We start from the raw sequence: 24,507 nt of genomic DNA on the forward strand, positions 1-24,507 counted from the left end.
GTGCAGTTGTTGTCAATCCAATATTCAGCTAGGATTAACTAAAACGAGACAAATAAAAACACCTCAACACAATTTGCTTCGTTACAAACACCTTCTCCGGAGAATCTTGTTGAGTTCGTAGTGTTTCTATTCTCGAACGGATGTCCTTGTTGTTATAAAGTGTTGCTTTCGATACATAAGCTTCGCCAGACACACTATTAAAATTTATCCGTTCATTCGCTTTTATAAGCCTTTTAATTGCTTCATCTACTTTTTGATGTGTGTTAGCTAGACCTAAAAGAAAAAGGTCAACCAGAAAAAACTGGCTAACCTCATATTACAAACTTTGGCCAGATTGTGGAGGAACACTTTTCAACGGGATTTGATATTGTTGTTAAAATTCAGAGTGAGATTGTGAAGTTTCTCACTTAAACTAACAGGTCAGGTTAGTTGTATAATCTTCGGCTCATGCAGTTATAGCTGTATGAGCCGAAGAATAGTTAGTAGGGGATAAAGATGGAGACTGTTTAATTTAAGTCGTTTGAAAACGAATGGAAATATCCGGAAAATGAGGCTTGAATACAAAAGAGGCTTCTTATGTTGATTAACCTCTTTAAATAATTTTCTATCAAAGAAATCTATTGATTATTACTACTGTCTGTATGAACAATGATTTTCTGCTTCATTTTTTTTACTTCTGATTGACTATAAAAATAAAATAACAGCCAAACTAGTGCAAAAATTAATACATTAAATAGTAACAATAGAATCGTTAGTTTTATCGAAAATGTTGGAAGCCATTTTAAAGAAAAGGCGACAGCTATAAAGGTCCCTATAGCGATAAAAAAATGACAAGCACTTTGTTGTAAAAATGTTAAACGTTCTGTCCTATAGACGTATGAAGGTAGTATACAGGCAATGCCAACAGTAACTGATCCCAAAATTTGTTGTGGAAAATTAGATATAACAGCTTCTAAAAACAAATCCCCTTTCAACCAATATCCAATAAGATTTACAAAAACAAAAACTGTACAGCCCATACTTATTCCAAACCATAAATTCTTGAAAAAGTTCATGTACTTATACCCCCAAGCGCTCTTTAAATGATTTTTTATAATTGCGTGAAATGACTTCTTTTATTCCTAAAGTAAGCTCGATTTCCATTGTGCCATTAAAGGAAGCTTCAATATTTCTGATTTTTCTAGGATTAATGATGGCAGATTTAGAAATCCGAATAAATCCTTCCCCTAGTTGCTGCTCTAACTCGTACAAAGGTTTATTCATAAGTACACGATTACCATCGTCGCTATATAGTACTAAATCTTTGCCTTCCGTCCTAATAGCTATAACAGAATTAGGCTCGATAATATGCACTTTATTGTTAGCGGTCCCTGTTAAAATTTGTTGTTCTTCTTGTTGTAAGAGTGAGATTGCAGCCTGTATAGTTGGCGTTAATTTAGAAACGCAGATTGTTATGTAGGGTTCATCAATTTGTGGATCAATTTTTATGTCTATCTTCAACTCCATCACCTCTCTATAAAAATATACCATAAATTACAAATCGAATAATGCAGGTTGTCATCCATAAAAAGCATTTCACCTTTCAATAAAGACATGTTACATGTAACGTATTGTTGCTAAACTTTGATGTCGTTATATTAGGCCTTAGAAACATTAATTTAATATAAGGGGACAGTTAATATGAACGAGATCACAACGCTAAAAGAGCAAAGAAAGGCAGGATGGATATTAGCAAGCATATCAAGTATGCTTTCATTAAGTGTTATTTATTGGTATGTAACTAATCCTAAAAAATTTATTGAGAATGGGTTGGGCTATTCTCTGGAACTGCACTTGAACTTACCTATGTGGTTTTTCACTGCATTCATCGTAATCGGGTATATTTCCTATACAATTTCTGCAATACCTTTAGTAAAAAGCAATTTGTTTACATTTTCTTGGCTTAAATTGATTGGTATATGGGCTGCTATTGTAAGTGGAATAGTAGAAGAAGTCGTATTTAGACATTTGCTCATGGAGTATGTATTATCTATTGGATTTTCAAATCTTTCACAAGTAATAATCTCAGGAATTGCGTTTGGAATTGCTCATGGCGCATGGGTGTTATTGCGAGGAGAGATGAAAATTGCGCTTCCAGCAATTCTTTCAACGACAATCTTAGGTTGTCTACTTGCTATGCTCTATATTTATACTGGAAGGAGCACCTTTGCACCAATTGTAGCCCATATTCTAATCAATATGGTAATAGAGCCATGGTTGATGCTAGCTGCTATTTCAGGGAAATGGCAGCTAAATAAAAATTAATGGTAATAATTGAGAGGGATGTTGTGTAATTTCGCCTCTCGATATTAAATAATTTTATGGGAAAAGGTTATTTAATTTACCACTGTTAGCAAATTTGAAGTTTTTTCAGGACCTATGAGGTTCAGTTGTTTAATCTAAGCTCTTGAATTCCTATAAAAAAAACGGAGTAATCTTTCATTTTCTGTGATGAAGCATCGATTTTACCCGACGTGATGGCTAACGGAGTGATTTAGTTCAACAAGCTATAAGCGATTTTAGGAATAAGCCCATATTTTAGTTATTCCATTAAAGGGAGCTTTACTTGAAGATCATTGAGCTGCATAATGTAGCTCTTTTCTCTTATTGAACTAACGGGGCAGTTTAGTTGAAGAAGAGGCTGATAGTATAGTGAAGCGTTATAAAAGTCACCCTATAAAAGGAGTTTATTAAAATGAGTATGGCAACCTATATTGGTTTGAATTTTTCAGTAAAACTTAATGAGTATTATACAAAGGATGAAGTTGAAATTGATTACGTTTTCTCAGATCAAGAAAATCGTAATGTAGTTAAACAGAAGCATTTTACTACGCCCTATATTTATGAAGTTTCTGAGAAAGGTAAGCCTATTTGGCAAATGAATGAATATCAAAAGATGCATTCACCACATAACTACAAAAAATCCAAAAAGACTTTTCTCTATTTATGTCACTTACTAAAAGAGTTACTTCCACAAGGTGATTATTGTGAAGTTTATATTTGTTGGTTGGGTGAAGAAGATGAAGAGCGTGAGGGTGATTTGAAAATTAACTTAAATAATCTACAGATTGATGCAATAGATATTTATGAAAAATACTTTATCCGCATAGAAAACTAAAGATTCAACTTAAAATAAAATTAGCCTTCTTTTTGTTGAACTTACTAAACTAACGAGGCATTTAGTTGAAGAGTGTTTTTTAACTTGTTGTTCAACCTCCGAGCCAGATTGTTGAATAACACAGTTGATGAGTTATGCCCAAAAATAGAATTAGATTATGAAGAATTATACTTAAATTAACAAGACAGAATTGTCTAATTCATGGAAATAAGTTAAATTCTAATGATAAATGTAAAATTTATTTTTACTAATTAAGTAAAATAAACTTATATGATAGATAGTAAATTCCAAATAGAGGTGGATTTATATGCCTAAAATTGACAATATGTTAGCAATTATATGGATGCTTAGTTCAGGTGAAAAAATTACTGCAAAACAAATTGCAGAAAAGTTAGAGATGAATATAAGGACTGTTTATCGTTATATTGATACACTTTCAACAAGTGGTGTACCAATAATTTCAGACACAGGACATAACGGTGGATATACATTATTAAATAATTTTATTGAAGTTCCTCTTTTTTTTGATTTTGAGGAGCAAACTTCACTATTCCACGCTGCTGTTTTTGCAGAAGAAGCCGGATATTATGGAGGTGAAGCACTAAATAGGGCCATTTCAAAACTAAGTAAATACTCAAATCAAGAGCAGGAAACAAAGATAAATCAACATTTAACTAGTCTTGAAGTAATAAGTCGATTAGGTTCACTCTCTCTGGAACCTTTTTTGAAGGAGTTGGAGCAGGCCGTAGCTGACGGGTACTCAGTAAAAATTCTTTACCATAAAAGTGGCGAAAAGCAATTAAATTATAGATTGGTCGATCCGTACAGAATTATCTATTGGAATAATAAGTGGTATGTGATTGGATTTTGTCATCTTAGGAATGATATCCGTAGTTTTAGAATTGATCGAATTGAAAGTCTAATGCTAACCGAAAATAAGTTTAACCGGCCAGAAAATTTTTCAGCAAGTGACTTTTTTATGAAAAACCTCCTTCCAACTATAGAAGATAAGGAAGGGATTACTTCTTTAGTTATTAATGGGAATACAGGGACGTTGGGAGATATTTGCCAACATTGGTTTTTAGGACATTATTTACAAGAACGTACTTCTAATCAAGCAGTATTTCTTCTTGAAAAGGATATTATACATACATATGTACCATATTTACTTTTACCGTATGGTAAATCTATTCAAGTTATTGAGCCAATAAGTCTTAAGAAAAGACTTATTGAAGTTCTGTCGGAATTAATAAAATTTCATCAAGTATAATACAACTTCCCTGACGTTAGGTGTCAGGGAAGTTGTATTATACTAGGCATATCAATTCGGATAGGAGAGTTATTTAATGCAAACAAAAAAAGTTTATCTTTATGTTTTTAATACAATGTCAGACTGGGAATATGGATATTTAATTGCTGAACTAAACTCAGGGAGATATTTCAAAAAAGATTTAGCCCCATTAAGAGTAGTTACAGTAGGAGCTAATAAAGAAATGATTACTACAATGGGAGGACTGAGCATACAACCAGATATTTCTCTTGATGAATGTACGCTTAAGAGTAAAGATCTTTTAGTCTTACCTGGTGGGACTACTTGGAGAGAAGATATTCATCAACCGATCTTAAGAAGAATTGGCGAAGCTTTAAAACTTGGTACTATTGTTGCTGCAATTTGTGGTGCAACTGAGGCTCTTGCGAATATGGGATACTTAGATTCTAGAAAACACACAAGCAATGACTTAGAGTATATTAAAATGGTCTGTCCTAATTATAAAGGAGAAAAATTTCATGAGATGGGACCTGCGGTATCAGGTGTGAATTTAATTACTGCATCAGGGGTAGCACCTCTAGAATTTACTATGGAAGTACTGAAAAAATTAGATGTATTTACACCTGACACATTGCATTCATGGTATAACCTAAATAAGACTCATAAAACTGAATACTTCTTCCAGTTAATGAATTCAATAAATAGCTGATCTAAAAATCAACTTAGCAGTTTTATATTAGTTCAAATAAAAACCATGCTTTAGACACAATGTCAAAGCATGGTTTTTGTATATTACTTAAATATGTTTATGTAAGTAAATATGGTGAAGAGGCTCTGCAGGATAAACGTGGTCGTAAGAAAGAAGAACAGGAGTTAACAGCTGAAGAAAAATTCAAGCTAGAAATGAAACGTTTAGAACGTGAAAATGAACGATTACGTGAGAAAATGCCTTTTAAAAAAAGTTGGAAGAACTCGAAAGGAGGAATCGTTAACAAGCGTTCGTTTACAAAATAAATATAGAGCGATTCAAGAGTTACATGCGAAAGAAAATCTGCCAGTAATCCTTTTATGTGATATTGCCGGTTTATCTCGTGCTGCCTATTATAAATGGCTACAACGTACGCCAACAGTTAGAGAGCTAGAGAATAAAGCGATTCTTCAGGATATCCAAGCTATTTATCGACAAGTCGAAGAAATTTATGGATATCGAAGAATGACTTTAAATATCAATCGTAAATACAATAAAAAGCTCAATCACAAACGTATTTATCGATTAATGCAAATAAGTGGTTTATAATCCGTGATTCGTCGAAAAAGAAAGCGATATGTTTCTTCACCTGCACAACATGTCGCTGAAAATCGATTAAATCGTGAATTTACTGCAAGAAAACCCAACGAAAAATGGGTAACAGATGTGACGGAGTTCAAATTAGGAAATGGAAAGAAAGCTTATTTAAGCGCTATTCTAGATCTTTACGATGGCTCTATTATCAGTTATGTATTGGGGCATTCAAATAATAATGAATTGGTATTTAAGACGTTTGATTTAGCAATGCTTACTTTAAAAGATGGAGAACAACCGTTACTTCATAGTGATCGTTGCTATCAGTACACACCAAACATTTGAAGCGTTACAACAAGCGATTGAGGATTATATCCAGTTTTACAATAACGATAGATACCAAGAACGATTAAACGGCTTAAGCCCATTAGAATACAGGGCTAAAGCCGCTTAAAAGCTTTTTATTATTTCCACTGTCTACTTGACAGGGAGCAGTTCAAATATAAAGGCGTGGTTTTAAATCGTTTGATTGAATTCCTCTTCATGATTCTACAATGCTATTCATCAATTTTGTATCCGATACCTCTTACTGTTTTAATATAGGGTATATTTAACTTTTTTCTTATATTTTTTATATGGGCATCAATCTTCCGTGTTTCTCCTGAATATTCATAATCCCAAACCTTTTGTATAATGGTATTTCTAGTAAGAACCTTTTTCTCGTTACGAAGTAGTAGCTGTAAAATTTTAAATTCTTTTGTGGTTAACTGTATTTCCTCTTTATTTACATAAACTTTAATTCTTTTACAATCAACTTGAAGTTGATTAAAATACAAATAATTTTCGAGATTTGTATTATTGCTTCTTCTAAGTACTGCTTGTACTCGTCTAATCAACACATGAAATGGAAATGGCTTAGTTATGTAATCGTTAATCCCAGGATCAAAGCCTTTTATTTTACCTAGTTCTTCTTCTAAAGCAGTTAGAAATATAATGGGTATATTAAATTGACTGCGAAACATTTTGACCACTTCATACCTTTTGGGCATTTTTATATCGAGGAGAATCAAATCATAGGATTGGGATTTTAGTCTCTTTATTCCCTCGTCTGCATCAGATACTACTTCTACATAATAATTATGTGTCATCAAAAACTGCTTAATTAATTCTTGAACTTTTAAATCGTCTACTACTGCAAAAATTTTATAGTTCATTTGATATCCCCCTAGTTTGACATTATAACCACGCTATCTGTAGTTTATGTGGAGAAACCTAGATTTTCTACAAAATTACTCATTTAAAATAGGTGGTAGTGGTTTTTAAGAATGATTCAATGCCCCGGATCTATTGAAAAAGGTACTTTTGCAATAGAGAGACAAAAGTACCAAAACGCTATATTTAGGGTTTTAAAACCACTTTAATACAGTCTTCCTGTTTTGTATCAAATATTTCATAACCATGTTTTGCTTTTTCAAGAGGGAGGACGTGTGTAATGATATCACCTGCGTTCACTTTACCATCTGCGATTAAGTTATAGACATGAGGCATGATATGAACAACTAGGGCTTGTCCAGTACGAATCGCTACATTACGCTGGAACATATCTCCGAGTGGGAAGGCGTTGTATCGACCTCCATATACACCTGTAATTTGGATAGTTCCTCCTTTACGTACAGCTTGACTGGCTGTGACGATAGCTCCCATAGCACCACTTTGAAGTTTTACGCCACTTGAAAGAAATTCGAGAGGCGTCATTTTGAAAGAGGGGGAGTAGGGGAAATTCAGGTATGGGGGAATGAATAGTTTTAATTAAGAAGATTGTCCATATTAAGTAGTTAAAATAGACTTATACAATAATTATAAACAGAACTTGAAAGCATATATCTTTGTCAACGGTTGGATCGGGTTGTTGGTAGTAGCCTATCCAAATTCAATAAAAATCGAAGGGAAATCATTGTTGGTATTTTGCTTATGTAATAGAGTTCATTACTGTTCGATAATATTGTTCAAAAATTTATTATGCAAGCAGTACGTTAGTATGTAATTAAACCTGATACTATTCTACATTAAAAGATGGAATCAAAGCGCAATTTATCAAATAAAAAGAAAAAAATTGACCGAACTGAGGTTACACCCAGATGTTGTTTACTAAGTCCTTTTTAGCGAATCTGTTTTTGCATTATACTTTTGATATATGGGTGGCTCCAACAAATCAAATCCTGAAAGCACCATTTGACCAATGATGCCATATTGCAAGCAACAACTGAAACAATAGAGATTCTAGCTAAACTTAATCTAAGAATGAGAGACTTTAAAATAAGAAATATATCCTGAGAAAACAAGACTATTTAGAATAAGGAAGAGAGGTACAATAGTGTAACCTTATTGGAGGTATTAAAGTGTAAGTTACTCCGGAACTCTTCAGTGCCCCCCACGCTTACTGCAAATCATTACCCCATCGGGTCCCAGATTGCTTAACATACAAAGTTACTCCATTAAAAACTTCATAATTACATAAAAAAATGTGTCATTTGATGAAGAATTTTATTTTTTTACTGCTCTAATTAAGTATTATCACGTTGATTTCAATATTATTTATAATACAAAGTGTGAAAAAGTAAGAAAAACCCCACATTATGAGCCTCTTTTGAGTATGTTTATGGACAATTTGTAAAATACTGTGAAATCTAATAAACTATTAATAAATAAATTATTAGGATGTGATTCTAGAATAAAAAGAAAATATGTATCTAGTGGATTAATAATGTTACTTTATTAGGTAGTGGTCTTATTCCTAATATTGTCAAAGCTGCTGAAGTTCAAGAGCATAGAAATAATATTCTAAATATGGAAAACACAGGTCCACAAGGAGCCGATTCCACCCATAGCTGGTTTTATACCATATCTTCGTACTCCTGTATTCGGTGAAGATGTTGAATACTCTGGAATAAATTTCAAACAAAATAATGTTACAAATGTGGTACCTATATTTATGGGAGAAAATACTTTTATAAATAATTCAGAGCAAGAACAGACATTTAATATTACTTCTTTTAGTGAATCAATTACCAAAAGTACATCCACTTCCATAGAAAGTGGATTCAAATCATCCATTACTACAAAAGGCAAAGTTGGTATTCCTTTTGTAGCAGAGGGTGAGGTATCTGCAATCCTTGAATTTAATTTGTCCACTACAATTAGTACAACAAGCACCATTACTGCCAATTCACAAGCTGTTAAAGTTCCACCAAATAAAATATACAGGCATTTGTCGAAACAAAAATAATTCCTATAAACTAAAAAACATTGTAAATCAGTGCTTATTTATTCTTAGTTCTATTATTTGTGTTTGATAACATCGAAAGTTATGGGGCCTTCACCTCGTTCACTACGGTTTTAGTTTAGACGCTACCATTATACTGAATTTGGGGAGTTGCCCATCAGTATGAGGTATAGTACTAAGTATGTAAATTCTCTGCTCTTATTTCCGTTCAGTTTCTGTTATAGTTTTTCCACAAAAGGTTAATATCTTTTAATCATGTCTTGTACAGTACTGGGTGAGATGAATGAATTAAAACCATACCACTTCAAGCCCCAATCATACTGTAGATATTCCATTACTGAACATTCAATTAAAAATTATATTATTCTACCAATTATTAATTTTTATGGATTATGTATTATAAAATTAATATTTTTTGTTTATTAATCCAAAAATAATAACAACTAAACTTAGTATGTAGCCATACGCTAAATTATACATACTAAAATTGGAGGAGAAATTATGAAAAACAAAGCAAAAGTAATATTAATGGGAGCTACTATTGGTCTAAGTTTACTTTCATCACCAATAGCAATGGCGGCAAATGGAGATAGTAATGTTAAAGAGAATCAAAGTATAGCAAATTTTAGTCCCGTTAAAAATAGCTTTCCAGATGCAGCAAATGGTTCAAGGTTCCTAGTTAATTACTACGGCAGATATTTGACTTCTAATGGGCTAGGTTCAATTGGTAAACACCCAGAAAATATTGACTTTGAAGTAAAAAATACCTATGGTAAATTATCTATGGAACCTCAAGTAATTAGTCAAAATCCTCTTTGGGCTGGTCAAAGTGACTTACGAAATGATACCGATAGGGATCAAACGTTAAGCTCGCAGGAATTTCGCAAATCATTTTCAAATACTACAACGGCTACAACTGAACATGGATTTATGTTTGGTACTGAAACCAGTCTGGCAACAGGGATACCTTTTCTAGCAGAAGGTAAAATCACACTAAAGGCAGAATATAATTTTAGTAGTAGTCAGGCAAATGAGACTTCGGAAACTGTAGAATATGTTGCTCCTTCTCAATCTATTGTTGTTCCACCACATACTATTGCTAGAGTAGTTGCTGTATTAGAAATTAAAAAAATCAAGGGTGAAATGGATATTTATGCAGAAGTTGGATTAAATAAAGAAAAATTTGGTTATGAGGAGCTTCCAATTTCTAGTATGGGAGGACTTAAGTGGGTATCTCTCGGTTCGATTTATGAAGAGGCTTACAATCAAGCTAAATTATCTGGAACTCATGAATTTCCAGATATTAAAATAATATCAAGAAGTGTCAATAACCCTGATTATTTTTTAGCTAGTGGAAAGGGACGCTTCGAATCAGAATACGGAAGTCTATTTAATGTTCAAGTTGAATATATAAGCACAAAAAGTAATGAAGTTATAAAGACCGAGAATTTGATGGTAAGTCCCACAATAATTTCCGAGTAAATATATAAATAAAGTTATATATGTTGTGGATAATTAAGTGATTTATACATTTATTGTAATAAATAAATTGAATATTAACATTCAGGAAATTGGTCTAAAAGGTGCGACATAAAAAAGATATAAGATATTAGAAGACCTACTACTCCCATTTCGTAGACAGATGAAAAAACATACTCCTGCAGCTGCTATCGGAGTTCTATATTTCGTACCAGGTATAGGACAAGCGCTCGTAATTGGAACAGGAATCTTCACAGTAGGTTTGGCCACTTATAAAGTAGGAACTTGGATTGGAGACTGTATAAATTCGTTCATAGAAAAAGAGACAGCAGACGAATATATTTCTAAGAACAGAAAAGGCTCTATTAGAAGTGAATTCCCAGGGGAATATTACGGAAAAACTCTCAATGAAATCGAAAAAGATGCCAACAACGGCAATGCTGCAGCAAAAAAAGCAAAAAAATTGTTAAATGATAATCGCTTTAAAAAATAATTAAATAGTTTAGGGGTATAAATTATGAAGATATATTCAGTGAAAATATTATTAGAATCTACTGTAATACCAAACACCCATTCATCTAAAACATTCGAAGAAATTATCATATTGGTAGAAGCTCAAAATTCCGATGAAGCAGAAATAAAAATCCGCCAAAAATTTGTTGATGATACTTACATAAATGCAGATGGTGGGCAAACTACATGGAGTCTTGTAAAAATACTTGATATATTTGAAACTGTTGATCAATTCGAAGGAGATATGAATTTCAAAGAAGTTTATAGTCGCTTTTTACCTTTCGATAAACCAATTACTGCAGATGAAGTCATAAAATTATATTCCCTTGATAAATAAAAAAAGGGCAACAGTATTTAATACTGTTGCCCCTTTTTATTTCAATAAAGAAACATCTATTTCTTCAACACTCTATCATTTATATTAATTATCTGGAGTATAAGTGGGGTATTAATTATCATTGTCCTGAAGTGTTGAAACAAGATATTGTGAGAGAGCAGAGCAATTTATAGCTGCTCTTTTTATTTATGCTGTATTAAAAACAAGCTCAAAACTTATTCGTGGTGAATGGACTTTTGAGTTAATATATAAAGAGAATATTATCTGTTCAAGTAAAGTTAATTATAATATTCTTAATAATAGTTATAAAAAACACAAAAACCACCATGCTAAAAATACTGCTTTTTAGAGTAGACATAAGAATGTAAGGAGCCATCTGCTATGAGATTGGATTCTATCTTTGTTAGATAAAGATAATAAGTATAAAAGGTTTAAAATATTAGGTTTACTATTAGTTGCCTGCCTTATATTAGAAAACATACTATTTGAGACTGGGATATAACTAGTTATTAGTTCACGATAAAATAGGAATTACATACAACGATGCGTAAAATAAAGAAAGTTTGTATCCAACAGAAAACCAATCTAAGCGATGTAATACCAACATTTAGATTGGTTTTCTAATAAACTACATCAAAAATTAAACTTCTATTTTTACCCCCATCCTTACTTGGTTAGAACGTTGTGTCCAATTATTAAAACAAAATGAATCAGTAGTGAATATTCACAGAAAAACAGGTCTTTCTAGGAACACTGTTTACTCAATTAAAAGGCAATTAGAAAAATGAATGTAGATATGAAATAAAGTCACAACGTTAATAAACAGTTTTAAGTAAAATCCTGTGTTGGCATGCAGGATTTTTTAATTGTTCCACAAACGGGTCAGATCATGGAATATCGATAGGGTATCTTTCTTGCGTATGAATATTTGCCACAATATTTAACAAGAAATGTTATGAACTGTTGATAGATATCTCCTTAAATCCTCTATATTATAAAAATAAAAGGAGATGAAAAACATGATTGGTATGAATATTCGTGTTTTGCGTAAAAGGCATAAACTAAGTCAAGAACAATTGGCTGAAAAGGTAAACGTATCAAGGCAGACCATAGCGAAGTGGGAAAATGGGGAGGCTATACCTGATATTTACAAATTCAAAATGCTCGGTGATATTTTTCAAGTAACCATAGATCAATTATCCCAAAATATGAATGAAGAAGAAGCAAATCGGATTAGTCCTAAAGGGAAGCAGTTCTTTGGTGTTGTGAAGGTAGGAGAACGCGGACAGATTGTAATTCCAAAACATGCACGTGAAATGTATCAGATTCATGCAGGTGATAAACTGGTTGTTTTGGGAGAGGATGCGACAAAAGGAATCGCTGTCTTAAAAAGTGACGGCTTCCTAGAATTTGCAGAGATGATTCGAAATGCGGAATCCAAGGATGAGAGTGAATGAGTAAAATCATCTTTTTTTCGTTACCCGCACATGGTCACACCAACCCCACTATTCCGGTAGTAACCGAATTAATAAAGAAAGGTCATCAAGTTTGGTATTATTCCTTTTTAGAATTTCAGGGCAAAATAGAAGACACTGGTGCTTTTTTTATAGCTTGTGATGAATTCTTACCTAAAGTTACACATTTAGAATTGGATCGTAAGGTTGGCAAAGATTTTGCAGCATTAATTGAAATGGCTGCGGATATAACAATTGCTTTGGATAAAAAGGTGTGTAAAGAATTAAGGGATATTCAGCCAGACTGCATTGTATCTGACTCTTTATGTATTTGGGGAAAATTATTTGCTGCGAAACTAGGAATTCCATATATTTGTTCGACTACTTCGTTTGCCTTTAATCAGTATACAGCAAAACTAATGAAGCGGAGTTTCATGGAAGTCTGGAGAATGATTCTAGGCATGCGGAGAATTAACAGAAAAATTAAACTATTAAATGATCATGGTTATCGAGTAGAGAATTTTGTATCGTTAGTTCAAAATGATAATGAAACAGACACCATTGTTTACACTTCGAAAGAATTTCAGCCAATGGCGGATACCTTTTCTGGGCGCTATGCCTTTGTTGGACCGTCCATAAAGCAGTCTATACCGATACAGAATGAAAAAAGAGGTAGAAAAGTAATCTACATCTCTCTTGGAACAATACTAAATCAGAATCAGGATTTTTACCAAAACTGTCTCAAAGCATTTGGGAAGACAGACTATGATGTTGTGATGTCAGTCGGAGAAAAAACGGAGATTTCGTCTCTTGATAGCGTACCAGAAAATTTCATAGTGAAAAACGCTGTGGATCAGATCTCGGTATTACAGAAAGCAGATGTATTTATTACCCACTGCGGGATGAATAGTACGAATGAAAGTCTATTTTTTGGAGTTCCAATGGTTTTATTTCCGCAACATAGCGAACAAAGAATGGTAGCTGACCGAGTTGCCCAGCTCGGTGCAGGAGTAAAACTTAAAAGAAAAACTCCAAAGGATTTAGCAACAGCGGTAGCTGAAGTGCTTACAAATCGAGTATACCAGGAAGAAGCGCAGAAACTGTCAGAAAGCTTTAGGAAAGCTGGTGGTGCGTTAGAAGCAGCTAATGTGATCCTGAGTATAATTGGAGAGAAATCCTAACGCCTTTGTATTCTGCAAAAGTTTATATGGTGAACAAAACTTCAAGAAGCAGGCGCATTTCTTTATTAAGGAATGCGTCTTTCTTCATCTAAAGGGTCAGATTATAGAATAACGTACTTTAACGCTGTGGGAATTTACTATTCTGTAATCTTCAAACAAAAATTGGATGACAAAGTAACTGGGCTAACCCATGATATTCGAGATAATATCATAGAAGTAAAAGACTCTGCTAAATCAACGGTGAAACAGACCATTAATGTACTCAATATGCTGGTGCGAGTTTTCAGTCTGTAGGTAAGCACCGCATTGAGGCTTTTTGCCCCAGTTTTAAATTTTACCAGACCGTACAGCAGTTTTTTAAATGATAACAATAAAAGATATAAAGAAGTCTACTAAGCAGGCGTCTGATAAGAAAAGTAATCTTTACAATCGTTAAAAAAAACTTTATCAAACCCGTACAGGTTTTTTAATGGGCTTTAAAGCCTTTGTAGGTGTTATATATGAGTCATTGAAAAAAATCAAAGCAGAGGACAAGTTAGGGTTGTCTCACGGCTATTTAGAAACAATCAAATATCACTCATTAGATGCAGCCATTTCAGCCAGTGATCAATACGTTAAAATCAATCCTAAAAAGTACACATGGCATATCCCTAAGTATTTACTTGATTTAAACATCCAACCAGGTGATATTGTTAATGTCGGAAAACCAATTGCACGTATCTTAGTAACAGAAGTTTTTAGGGAAGAGATTGAAGAGACAGGAAAACAATATAAAAGAATTAGAGGGCTTTTGGAAAAAGTATCCCAAAAAGTATAAGTTTTTACAACATGCAAGGATCGGGTACTAAGAGTTATCTTAGTTGCGTGAAAAGAGCCAAGTATAACGTGCAGGATTAAGAGTGTGCTACAGCACACTCGAAAAGCGCGTCGCACTTGGGTTGGAACGGTATACGGGAGGGTTTGATATTGTATACATAACAAAGTAGAACTATATGGAGAACGAAATGATAGGTATACCGGTTGAAAAAGGAATGAAATTTTGTTGTAAGGGTAGCCAGAATAATCACCATTAAATTTCAGAGTGCCCTTCTACGCACCTTCAAAAATTCGGTGTGCTTAATGGCATAAAATCGGAATCCGATTTTTGACCTCTGGCGATTTAATTTTCTCTAAATAGTGTTCCCAATGGGAGTGTGGCCACACTCCCATTGGGAGGAGATTCCTATGACCTTTACGAATATTTAGTTGTTATTTTTCAAAAAAATAAGCAGTTATATTTGTTGTTGCTTTGCTCGAATTGTAAAGAAAAAACTATAAGTGAAAATAAGTAAACTATAATTATTAAGAGTAACGAATTGGTTATTCAAATCTAAAGACAGTAGGGATAATACATTGTCCCTACTGTCTTTAGATTTTTGAAATTTTTATTTTTTACTCTTTTCTGATGATTTTATAATTATTAAGCTAACGATACTTATAAGCGCAACTCCATACATAATAGTTTTATTGGTTTCGCCCCAAGTATCAACCATTGCTAGTAGAATTATTAGTAGTAATAAAAAGTAAAGTAAGTAACTTCGCATTTGTTAAACTCCTTCTTAAGTATAGGAAAAAAAGTAGAATTAATAAATTTCCACTTTTAACCATTCAGTGTTAAGCTAAATTCTTTAAAGCACGTTCATTAAAGAAGTAATTTTCATCTTCATGTTTATTATTTTCGTATGAAAATAAAGGTCCACAAGATCCTATGATTGCACTTATATTAAAGAAATCCATAAATAATTGTTTAGATGCTGAAGATAACTTACTAGCAACAGAGAAATCTTCTAGAGCTTGACTTAGAGCTTTAGTTTGGCTATACCCCTTGTCTTTACGATAATATTTATAATTTGTAAGAACTTGTTGCATTACTTTAGTGGCACCACCAAGAGTGTCTAATAATTTGTGAACTTTAAGGATTTTTGTTACAGGAATAAGTCCTCCAAGAGCTCCGACGCATGCAGCTATTTCTATAACTGAAAACGAGTAAGCTGAAATATTAGGAATTTGAACTTCACTTTCACCAATTTGCTCTAAGGAACCAAAGTTTAAATATTCGCCTTCAGCTGTGATTGTTAAACCAGAATGGTTTGATAACCATTCTGCGACTTCTTCAGCACTTTGCTTTTCAGATGGTAGTTGCTCAATTGCATGCAGTAATTTATAAAAATCACTATCTTTATTAAATCCTAATTCATTTAAATATAATTCTTCTTCATTTGTTAGTTCAGTTGCTTGAGTAGAAATTGCCGACATAGTTACTCCACCAACTAATAATGCAGAACAGCAAAATGTTGTGAATGTCTTTTTGAATAAACTATTATGAATCATTATTTTTTCGCCTCTTCCTTATAAGTATATACTGTAAATTTTTTTATTAATTGTAAATTATTCATATTATTTACTATTACAATAATAACATTATTGAGGTTTAATAGAAAGTGTTTGTAAAAATGACTAAATATTCCTTATTTTCTGTTTCATCTTAATTCTGCAGTGAAACCATGTTTGGTTATGCGATTTTATACACGTTGCAGGTAGTAAGACTACCCTTAAAACGCTGTCAAAACAAAGATATATAAAATTTCGTATACACAATAACTAGTGATTCAAAAAAAGGCAGTAACGACAAAGGTTGGTCCTTCATCGTTACTGCCTTTTTTTAATGTTATGTATAGTTGAAATGCATGAACGTGAATAATTTTTTAACTTTTTTTAAAAAAAAGGTTGTTAAACCGAAATGAAATTACCTTTATAGAATGTTAGATGGTTAGCCAATTATAACAAATACAAAAAATATCTATACTTCTACAACATTCTTGTATCCACACGCAGGTCAATGCTGAAACTGAAGAAGTTTCTGAGAAGAATTCTATCGATGAAGTAGATAAGGAGCTTCATACAAAATATAGACAGTATCATGAAAAACTCAAAAAGCCTAGGTACTCCACATTGCTATTCCACATACATAATATTCTCTTCTAAAGGTTGAAGGTTGAAATCTGATATAATTCATTTGTATGAGGTTCAATAATATCTAAATTAGACTCATTCATCTAATTAGATAAATATTGTGTGGGCGGAAAAAAAGAAGGAGGAAAATCAGAGTTTAAAGGACGCTGATCTTTTTTGCATAACGTAGGGCGTATCCACCCTCTTCTTTTTCCGTCAAGTGAATTTCATATAATAATGAAGTGAGGTAAGGTGTTCATTCAATTTGAAAACTAAAAAAAGATTTTATCAGAAAAAAAAGCGATGGATGATTCCCGTTTATATTATTGTCATTCCTATATTGCTTATATTTATAATTGGTCAGTTTACACCTGTACTTAATACCTTTATTATCAAGCAGCTTTTTGAATCTGATTCTTTTGCATCCCCTAAGGACATTGAAACAATAAAAAGGCAAGTCCATGTTGAAAAAGATATTGTTTATGATGAACATGGAATTGAGAATAGTCTTTTAGATATTTATTATCCGAAAAATATGAAGGAAGAACTCCCTGTTATTATGTGGATACATGGTGGTGCATTTGTATCAGGTAGTAAGGAACAAACGCAAGAATATGGAATGGCATTAGCCAATGAAGGATATGTTGTAGCAAATATAAACTATGCTATTGCACCGGTACAAAAATATCCGGGGCCAATCATACAAACTAACCAAGCTCTTAAATATTTACAGGATAATATTTCGAAATATGGCGGCAATATGAATCATTTATTTATTGGCGGTGATTCAGCAGGTGCACAAATTGCCAGTCAAACCATTGCGATAATAACAAATGAAGCTCTAGCAAAATCAATGGATATTCAACCTACAGTTGATAAAAAACAGTTAAAAGGTGCTCTTTTATTCTGTGGGGTTTATAACATGGATAAAATAGGTGCTCAGTCATCTCCAATAATAAAAAAAGGTATCCAATCAGTATTTTGGGCATATACAGGAACAAAAGATTTCAAGTCTTACTCTAGAATAGATGAGATGTCTACAGTTAAACATGTAACACCTAATTACCCACCTACCTTTTTGACAGTTGGAGATGCAGATCCACTAGCCCCACAATCAACAGAGCTTATAGATGTTCTCAAAAAGAATGGGGTGGAAGTAGAAAGTGTTTTATTTGAAGGAACAAATTCTGACCTAGGTCATGAGTATCAATTTGATTTTACTACTACGCACGCTGAACAAACACTTGGGAAAACGCTTGCCTTCATAAAGAAGTATAGTGGGAAATAGCTCAATACGCACATCAGGTTTGGTTTAATGAAATCGGCTTCTGTCCGTTACTAGTGAGCTAAAAAACATCACATGGTATTAATCATCACCTTTGTAGAAATACCTTGTAACTTCATCACCTGATTTTAATTTTACTTCTTGCCGATGACTTCCTCTCGTTCCCATAAAAATAAGCACCTCCGATTGATATTAGGATACATTACCCTAAATTCAATTGAAGATGCTTTTTTGTTTTGTCTAACCCGAAGGAGTCAGTTCAAGGGGCAGCCTACCCCTCTTTTTGTTACCTAATTGAGTTTTGTGAAGTATCTTATCTCTTCTTTATCCGTATAAAAGCCAACCGATTCGTATAGAGATAAGGCTGATTTATTTGTCGTTAGTACCATGAGAGTGGCTTTTTGTAGCTTATGAGACTTAAGATATTTCAAAGCCTGTGTAAGCGTAAACTTTGCAATTCCACGCTTTCTCCATGGTTCACGGACAAAAACGTCCTCAATTACACCGTAGTCTTCTTCCTGCCATGTCATTAGTCCGCCAACAATAGTGTCTATTTGACGTATGACCATGGATGTCCATAGCTTGTTTTTTTTGTATTCAGACAATCTATTAAGACCAAGTGGAGCATCTGGCCAAATTTCAGCTTCAATATTAAGGTAATCTCTTTCCTCGCTAGATGTCTCCATGCTCCAGTGTGAGAATTGAAACTCCTCCTGAAGTTTTAACTCCACAACCGGTTCAGTCAAATCTCGATTCATGCTATACAAACTATTCAGAGGGAGATATCCTTTTTGGATAAAAAACTGATTGTTTGCTGTTTCTTTCGAATCGTTACCTACACAAAGTATTGTTCCGTATTCTTGAGGTAAAGTTACCTTTAATTGCTTTGCTCTTGTTAAAAGATATTGATAGACTTTGTCGAGCAACGTAATGTCCTGTTCTCTTTCAGAAATGGTTTTCAGATTAATATATATAGAGTGATTGTTCTCTTTTGAACGACCTGGAGGAACAACGTTAATGATGCTAACTTGCCCCTTAGCGACCATTTTCCCATCTTCAAATGCGCAATAAACGTTACTCCAATTATCTTCGTCCCCGACCCACCAAAATGTCGCGTTGTCTTTTGCTGTTACTGATTGGTACAACTCACCAAGTAAAGGCATATCTCCATGTTCGAAGTTACGAATGAAAAATTCTGTTGGTGATTGGCTCAAAATAATACCCCTCTCAATAGTAGGGGGTTCCGCAGTTTAGAGGGCTAGCTATGCGTTTTCCCCTTGAAAAATTTGCCCTTTGCTAACATTTGTTTGCTCACAGTAAACTCCTCCTTTGACTATTATTACCATTTAAAATAACACACTTTAATACTTGTATCTACATATTTTTATCTCTATATTAATTTTTTTTAACAAATATATAATCGAATTTTGATAACACACTAATTCAATTCTTTTAATAAACCTTCAATGACAAATTCAATTAAAATATATGAATATAGCATTGATTTAGTATGTATTTAAAAAGATTCCTTTGTTTCGCGTTGGATAGCCCGAAAGAAGTAATCAAAAAAATCTCTTTTTATCATAATTCCTGGGAATTCACTAGTAATTTGAGTATTTGGATACAGATTCAAAAAAATATATAGTTCTTAAAGTAAATGAGGTAGCCGTTATAAGGAATATAGTGCATCTAAAAAATATATTATTTTTCGAGTGCTTTTTAACTATTTTTTCGGTTATAATGAGAAAAACACGAAATATGATTCTAGTTTTATAACTAATGATTCTTGAATTAGTCATGTAATCTATACACTATCGAAGGGGAACTAAGAATGTTTTTAAAAAAAGAACGGAACATAACAATTGGCGATCTTATTAAGTTGAGTGAGGCTCAATTGCAAATGGCTAAACAGGGTCAATATGATTTTGAGTATACTTTAGCTTCAACAAATGATGAGGAATTAAACCAGTTAGTACATAATTTAAATCAAGTAAATAGGCTTCGGAAAGAATCTGAAGATCAATTGCAGAAAAAATTGGGTAATGTATTGAAAAGTAATGAAATGGGTCTTTGGGAATTACGAGTATTAAACGGACGCTTGGATGATTCAAACAATGTTTTCACAGCTTCGTCAGAATTAAAAGAGCTCTTAGGGTTTGATAGTTATGCTCTTAAAGACAGTTTTCAAGATTTTTTGAAGGTAATTACAGAGGCGCATCGTTCTGATTTTAAAGAGATGCTAGAGGAGAGTTTAGAAACACAAACTCGATTTAATATGGAGCATTTGATATGCTGTCGTGACGGTCAAGAGCGCTGGATACAGACTACAGGAATGGCTTCCCATCTTGAAGATGATCAGTATCAAATCATTGGTTTGATGATGAATATTCATGATAAAAAAATAAACGTGGAAAAATTACAGGGATATGTAACACGTTATGATTTAATTAATAAAGCTCTGGTAGAAGCGCCATGGGATATGATTGTAGATCAAGGTAATCCATTAAATCCACAGAATTCCTTTTGGTGGAGTGAACAATTTCGAAGAACATTGGGCTTCAAGGATGAACATGATTTTCCAAATATTATGAGCTCTTGGAGTGATCGCTTGCATCCAGAGGACAAGCAGCCTGCATTAGATGCGTTTAGTGCCCATTTATTAGATTTTTCTGGGCGTACGCCATTTCAAGTAGATTATCGCCTTCAATTAAAATCAGGTGAATATCGCTGGTTTCATGCAAACGGTACAACGCTTCGTGATAATGAGGGAGCTCCTTTGCGAGTGGCAGGAACTATTCGAGATATTACACATGAAAAAAAGAAAGAGCAAAATGTGCAAGAAACTATGACACGTATGGAGGAATTATCAGCTTCTATTAATCAAATGGTTGATGGCATTAATTCTATTACTATGCAGGCACAGGAACTGGCGAACACACAGGAAAAAACTACAGAAGCTGCCAATGATGCGAAAGGGGTAGCAGATGAAACACAGATTATATCACATTTTATTCGAGAGATAGCAGATCAGACAAATTTACTAGGGTTAAATGCTGCAATAGAAGCCGCACGTGCAGGAGAACAAGGAAAAGGTTTTGGTGTAGTAGCTGAAGAGGTAAGAAAATTAGCAGTTAATTCGGCTAAGGCAACAGGTAATATTGAATCAAGTTTAATGCAAATAAAGGTTTCTATTGATACAATTATTGACTATATGGATAAAATTAGTGAGCTTGCGCAAATGCAGGCGGCTCTTACAGAACAATTGAATGCCTCGGCAGATGAAATTGGTACAATGTCACAGGATTTGGTGGAATTTTCAAAGCAACAATAAAATAAAAGAGTATTTCGCTAAAAAGCTTTTATATAAAGCAAATAGGGGAATTCTCATTAAAATAACCAGGTACTCCTAAAGTTTTTTATGAGTATCTGGTTTTATTTATGAGCTTTAAAAAGATGCTTTTTTTTTTGACATTCAGTACACCGAGTGCTAGCAGAGATATACTTAGATCAAGAGACTATCTAAAAGTCCCACAGAAACATATCTTATTTTTATTTATTTACTCAGATGGTCATGGTTTATCGGAGGTTGGAATTGCTATAGGATTTCATGTAGATGCTACGTATCTTCCGTCGATCGTAACAGGGATGCTTGTAGATAAAGTCGGACGAACATGGTGGAAAGGGGACTTTTTTTGTATAAAAAAGTAAATTGCCTTATATGGCGATGCAAGATTACTTGATTTATTCCAGTAAGAATTAAAAGTCTTTCGAAAAGTATAGTTGATGTTAAGGTAAGAATTTCTTTATCCTGTTATAGTGTCTAGATTGATAAAGATAAATGTACTCTCGGTTTCAAAATTGAAATATTTGATTACAAACATTTATCTCAATAAAAATAATTACCTTCAACTCAAATAAGGCGTCTTAGTAGAAGAAAATTGAGTTTTTATGTTGCCCTTCCTCCTTTACCTAAACATTTTTATCTGCTTATACATTTAATAAAGTAAGTCATATTGATTCTATGACTATCAATGACTATTAATTATTGATAAGGAGGCAATTAAATTTGAAATTAAAAAAGTTTATTGACGCATTACCAATTCCACCTACTATTAAACCAACTGGAATACGTGATGGAATCCCTTACTATGAAGTGTTGATGGAGCAGATAAAACAAAAGCTACATCGGGCCTTACCACCGACAACAGTTTGGGGATATAATGGTTTGTATCCTGGGCCGACATTTGATGTTCTCAGGGACCATCCCATTCTTGTAAAGTGGGAAAATAAACTACCTTTTACACACCTTCTGCCAGTGGATACTACTGTTCACGGTGCTGAACCTAGTCAACCACCTGTTAGAACGGTAGTTCACTTGCATGGGGGGCGTGTTCGCCCTGAAAATGACGGATATCCCGAAGCATGGTTTACCAAAAACTTCGAAAACTTTGGCAGCAAATTCCTACATGAAGTTTACTACTATCCAAATTGTCAGCGTCCGACAACTCTCTGGTATCACGACCATGCCCTTGGAATCACTCGATTAAATGTATATGCCGGGTTAGCAGGGTTTTACCTAATTCGAGATAAGGAAGAAGAAAAACTAAATTTGCCCAAAGGTGAATTTGAAATTCCATTAGTTATCCAGGATCGTTCTTTCTATGATGACGGTCAACTGTTCTATCCTTCCCAGCCCGGACAAAAACCACCACCTGCATCACAACCACCACCACCAATAGATCCTGATCTTCCGAATCCATCGGTTGTTCCGAGTTTTGTTGGAGATACAATATTAGTCAATGGAAAAATATGGCCCTATCTTAGAGTTGAACCAAGAAAATACCGATTTCGAATCCTCAATGGTTCTAATGCTCGTTTTTACCGTATGCGATTGAGTTCAGGTCAAGATTTTATTCAAATTGGTACGGATGGCGGATTATTAGAAAAACCTGTACGAGTTTCTGAAATCATATTGGCTCCAGCAGAAAGAGCAGATGTAATCATTGATTTTTCAAAACATAGAGGGCAGAATATCATACTGACTAATGATGCTCCGGCACCTTTTCCTGGTGGCGTTCCTCCTTCTCCAGATCTTTCGCAAATTATGGAATTTAAAGTTAAACAAAAATCTTCCCAACCGGATACAAGTACAGTACCCGAAACATTAAGTTGTTTAGAAAAACTTCAACCTAAAGATGCTATATATGTAAGAGAAAACTTTTTAGTTGAAACTACTGATGAATATGGCCGACCGTTGTTTGAACTCAATAACAAGATGTGGGTCGATCCCATTACAGAAACACCATATAATGGAACAATAGAAATTTGGGAACTTTATAATTTAACCGCAGATACCCATCCGATACATTTGCATCTAGTTCAATTCCAGATTCTCAATAGAGCACCAATTACCGTAGATGAAAATGGGAATATCATCAAAGTAGGGAAAGCAAAGAAACCGGATCTGAATGAAATGGGTTGGAAAGATACCGTACGTGCAAACCCGGGGGAAGTTACCCGTATCATTGCACGCTTTGGGCCGTTTACGGGAACTTATGTATGGCATTGTCATATTATTGAACATGAAGATCATGATATGATGCGTCCGTACCAAGTACTTCAAAATCATAATTTTGATCCATGCATCCCTATTTCAGGCGTATGCCGGGACGATTCATTTACCCAGTGCTGCGATCATGGCCATAAATATTGTGACTGTGAAAAGTATCATGACGAGGATGAGTCAAGTTTTCAATAATGAACATGATAAACCGATTCAAGATTCTAGCATTGTCCCTGAACTGGAGGTAAAATTTTCGCAAAATATTTTTGGTAATGGTGAAGGTATATCTTTAGACAATGATGGATGAAAGAACTTTTGAATGGACAACAAGCCGGCTTTACGAAAGGGAATCTTAGATTTATGAAGTTGTTGAACTAACGAGTGTCGACACTAAAGATAATGAGCATGTTTTGTAAAAAGATGGGTCAAAACATGCTTTTTATATTTGTTCTCATACGGAGGGTAAAACAGTCTCGAAACACTCGTTTTTTAACATACTAGAGAAAGAGGGAGGTAGGGAAAATTCAGTTATGGGGGAAATGAATAGTTTTTATAAACAAAAAAATCACTCTAAATGGAGTAGCATCAAAAAACCAAAAAAATTTAAAAGATAATAAAGATACAAAATTTCAAGTTTACATTAGCTATTCCCATTTATACCCTGCAAGGCAATATTTTTAGCCCCAATTCAGCCCCATATCGCCCCAAAAAA

Annotated in this window: 22 protein-coding genes and 2 pseudogenes; 17 read left to right on the forward strand and 7 right to left on the reverse strand. The window is 33.7% G+C overall.

The window, feature by feature from the left end; translation table 11 throughout:
- Window positions 1-106: 106 nt before the first annotated feature.
- The 3 genes and pseudogenes from AC3CH7_RS07440 to AC3CH7_RS07450 form a co-directional block, all read right to left on the reverse strand.
- Window positions 107-295, reverse strand: a pseudogene (locus AC3CH7_RS07440) (DUF6262 family protein); the annotation flags it as partial.
- Between the two features lie 322 nt (window positions 296-617).
- Entirely contained in the window at window positions 618-1,055 is a 438-nt protein-coding gene (locus AC3CH7_RS07445) for a DUF3021 domain-containing protein (RefSeq protein WP_080695195.1), read from the reverse strand.
- Window positions 1,056-1,059: 4 nt separating this feature from the next.
- Window positions 1,060-1,506, reverse strand: coding sequence for a LytTR family DNA-binding domain-containing protein (locus AC3CH7_RS07450; protein WP_012294430.1), 447 nt, complete (start codon window positions 1,504-1,506; stop codon window positions 1,060-1,062).
- A 174-nt stretch (window positions 1,507-1,680) separates the two neighbouring features.
- Here AC3CH7_RS07450 and AC3CH7_RS07455 point away from each other — a divergent pair, with 174 nt between their 5' ends.
- The 7 genes from AC3CH7_RS07455 to AC3CH7_RS07485 all read left to right on the forward strand — a co-directional run bounded on the left by AC3CH7_RS07455 (window position 1,681) and on the right by AC3CH7_RS07485 (window position 6,163).
- Window positions 1,681-2,304 (forward strand): CPBP family intramembrane glutamic endopeptidase, encoded by a 624-nt coding sequence (locus AC3CH7_RS07455; protein ID WP_012294431.1) that lies wholly within the window; start codon window positions 1,681-1,683, stop codon window positions 2,302-2,304.
- A 430-nt stretch (window positions 2,305-2,734) separates the two neighbouring features.
- The gene (locus AC3CH7_RS07460) at window positions 2,735-3,157 is read left to right on the forward strand and encodes a hypothetical protein (protein WP_036161646.1); all 423 of its coding nucleotides are present in this window, start codon (window positions 2,735-2,737) and stop codon (window positions 3,155-3,157) included.
- 307 nt (window positions 3,158-3,464) lie between these two features.
- On the forward strand, window positions 3,465-4,427 hold the full coding sequence (locus AC3CH7_RS07465; protein ID WP_012294433.1) for a helix-turn-helix transcriptional regulator: 963 nt from the start codon (window positions 3,465-3,467) through the stop codon (window positions 4,425-4,427).
- Between the two features lie 76 nt (window positions 4,428-4,503).
- Window positions 4,504-5,136, forward strand: a complete 633-nt coding sequence (locus AC3CH7_RS07470) for a type 1 glutamine amidotransferase family protein (RefSeq protein ID WP_012294434.1) — start codon at window positions 4,504-4,506, stop codon at window positions 5,134-5,136.
- Window positions 5,137-5,352: 216 nt separating this feature from the next.
- Window positions 5,353-5,724 (forward strand): IS3 family transposase, encoded by a 372-nt coding sequence (locus tag AC3CH7_RS07475; protein ID WP_081112813.1) that lies wholly within the window; start codon window positions 5,353-5,355, stop codon window positions 5,722-5,724.
- A 3-nt stretch (window positions 5,725-5,727) separates the two neighbouring features.
- Entirely contained in the window at window positions 5,728-6,054 is a 327-nt protein-coding gene (locus tag AC3CH7_RS07480; RefSeq protein WP_012294436.1) for an IS3 family transposase, read from the forward strand.
- Complete coding sequence (locus AC3CH7_RS07485; protein ID WP_080695197.1) at window positions 5,996-6,163, forward strand: IS3 family transposase; 168 nt, start codon at window positions 5,996-5,998, stop codon at window positions 6,161-6,163. Before AC3CH7_RS07480 ends, AC3CH7_RS07485 begins: the two co-directional genes overlap by 59 nt.
- Before the next feature lie 103 nt (window positions 6,164-6,266).
- On the opposite strand, the gene AC3CH7_RS07490 is transcribed toward AC3CH7_RS07485, so the two are convergent.
- Both AC3CH7_RS07490 and AC3CH7_RS07495 read right to left on the reverse strand, forming a co-directional pair.
- Window positions 6,267-6,923, reverse strand: a complete 657-nt coding sequence (locus tag AC3CH7_RS07490; protein ID WP_012294438.1) for a response regulator transcription factor — start codon at window positions 6,921-6,923, stop codon at window positions 6,267-6,269.
- A 184-nt stretch (window positions 6,924-7,107) separates the two neighbouring features.
- Window positions 7,108-7,467, reverse strand: a pseudogene (locus AC3CH7_RS07495) (glutathione-dependent formaldehyde dehydrogenase); the annotation flags it as partial.
- A gap of 1,189 nt (window positions 7,468-8,656) precedes the next feature.
- Here AC3CH7_RS07495 and AC3CH7_RS07500 point away from each other — a divergent pair.
- The 7 genes from AC3CH7_RS07500 (at window position 8,657) to AC3CH7_RS07530 (ending at window position 14,773) form a co-directional block, all read left to right on the forward strand.
- The gene (locus tag AC3CH7_RS07500) at window positions 8,657-8,995 is read left to right on the forward strand and encodes an ETX/MTX2 family pore-forming toxin (RefSeq protein ID WP_258858680.1); all 339 of its coding nucleotides are present in this window, start codon (window positions 8,657-8,659) and stop codon (window positions 8,993-8,995) included.
- Between the two features lie 498 nt (window positions 8,996-9,493).
- On the forward strand, window positions 9,494-10,474 hold the full coding sequence (locus AC3CH7_RS07505; RefSeq protein WP_012294440.1) for an epsilon-toxin family protein: 981 nt from the start codon (window positions 9,494-9,496) through the stop codon (window positions 10,472-10,474).
- A gap of 160 nt (window positions 10,475-10,634) precedes the next feature.
- Window positions 10,635-10,964, forward strand: a complete 330-nt coding sequence (locus AC3CH7_RS07510) for a hypothetical protein (protein WP_012294441.1) — start codon at window positions 10,635-10,637, stop codon at window positions 10,962-10,964.
- 24 nt (window positions 10,965-10,988) lie between these two features.
- Entirely contained in the window at window positions 10,989-11,321 is a 333-nt protein-coding gene (locus AC3CH7_RS07515; RefSeq protein ID WP_488381649.1) for a DUF4288 domain-containing protein, read from the forward strand.
- 1,019 nt (window positions 11,322-12,340) lie between these two features.
- Window positions 12,341-12,778, forward strand: a complete 438-nt coding sequence (locus tag AC3CH7_RS07520) for a helix-turn-helix domain-containing protein (RefSeq protein ID WP_036218312.1) — start codon at window positions 12,341-12,343, stop codon at window positions 12,776-12,778.
- Window positions 12,775-13,956, forward strand: a complete 1,182-nt coding sequence (locus AC3CH7_RS07525; protein WP_036218308.1) for a macrolide family glycosyltransferase — start codon at window positions 12,775-12,777, stop codon at window positions 13,954-13,956. The genes AC3CH7_RS07520 and AC3CH7_RS07525 overlap by 4 nt, the downstream gene beginning before the upstream one ends.
- Window positions 13,957-14,425: 469 nt before the next feature.
- Complete coding sequence (locus tag AC3CH7_RS07530; protein WP_243432493.1) at window positions 14,426-14,773, forward strand: DUF5839 family protein; 348 nt, start codon at window positions 14,426-14,428, stop codon at window positions 14,771-14,773.
- A gap of 836 nt (window positions 14,774-15,609) precedes the next feature.
- On the opposite strand, the gene AC3CH7_RS07535 is transcribed toward AC3CH7_RS07530, so the two are convergent.
- Window positions 15,610-16,326 (reverse strand): hypothetical protein, encoded by a 717-nt coding sequence (locus AC3CH7_RS07535; protein WP_197149045.1) that lies wholly within the window; start codon window positions 16,324-16,326, stop codon window positions 15,610-15,612.
- Window positions 16,327-17,212: 886 nt separating this feature from the next.
- Here AC3CH7_RS07535 and AC3CH7_RS07540 point away from each other — a divergent pair.
- Window positions 17,213-18,235, forward strand: coding sequence for an alpha/beta hydrolase (locus AC3CH7_RS07540; protein ID WP_031415857.1), 1,023 nt, complete (start codon window positions 17,213-17,215; stop codon window positions 18,233-18,235).
- Window positions 18,236-18,522: 287 nt separating this feature from the next.
- On the opposite strand, the gene AC3CH7_RS07545 is transcribed toward AC3CH7_RS07540, so the two are convergent.
- On the reverse strand, window positions 18,523-19,446 hold the full coding sequence (locus tag AC3CH7_RS07545) for a GNAT family N-acetyltransferase (protein WP_227256845.1): 924 nt from the start codon (window positions 19,444-19,446) through the stop codon (window positions 18,523-18,525).
- 617 nt (window positions 19,447-20,063) lie between these two features.
- On the opposite strand from AC3CH7_RS07545, the gene AC3CH7_RS07550 reads away from it, so the two are divergent.
- Both AC3CH7_RS07550 and AC3CH7_RS07555 read left to right on the forward strand, forming a co-directional pair.
- A complete protein-coding gene (locus tag AC3CH7_RS07550) occupies window positions 20,064-21,563 on the forward strand; it encodes a methyl-accepting chemotaxis protein (RefSeq protein ID WP_012294449.1) in 1,500 nt (499 codons plus the stop codon).
- Between the two features lie 735 nt (window positions 21,564-22,298).
- Complete coding sequence (locus AC3CH7_RS07555; protein ID WP_488381650.1) at window positions 22,299-23,990, forward strand: multicopper oxidase family protein; 1,692 nt, start codon at window positions 22,299-22,301, stop codon at window positions 23,988-23,990.
- Window positions 23,991-24,507: the final 517 nt, after the last annotated feature.

This window comes from Lysinibacillus sp. F12, assembly GCF_057773605.1.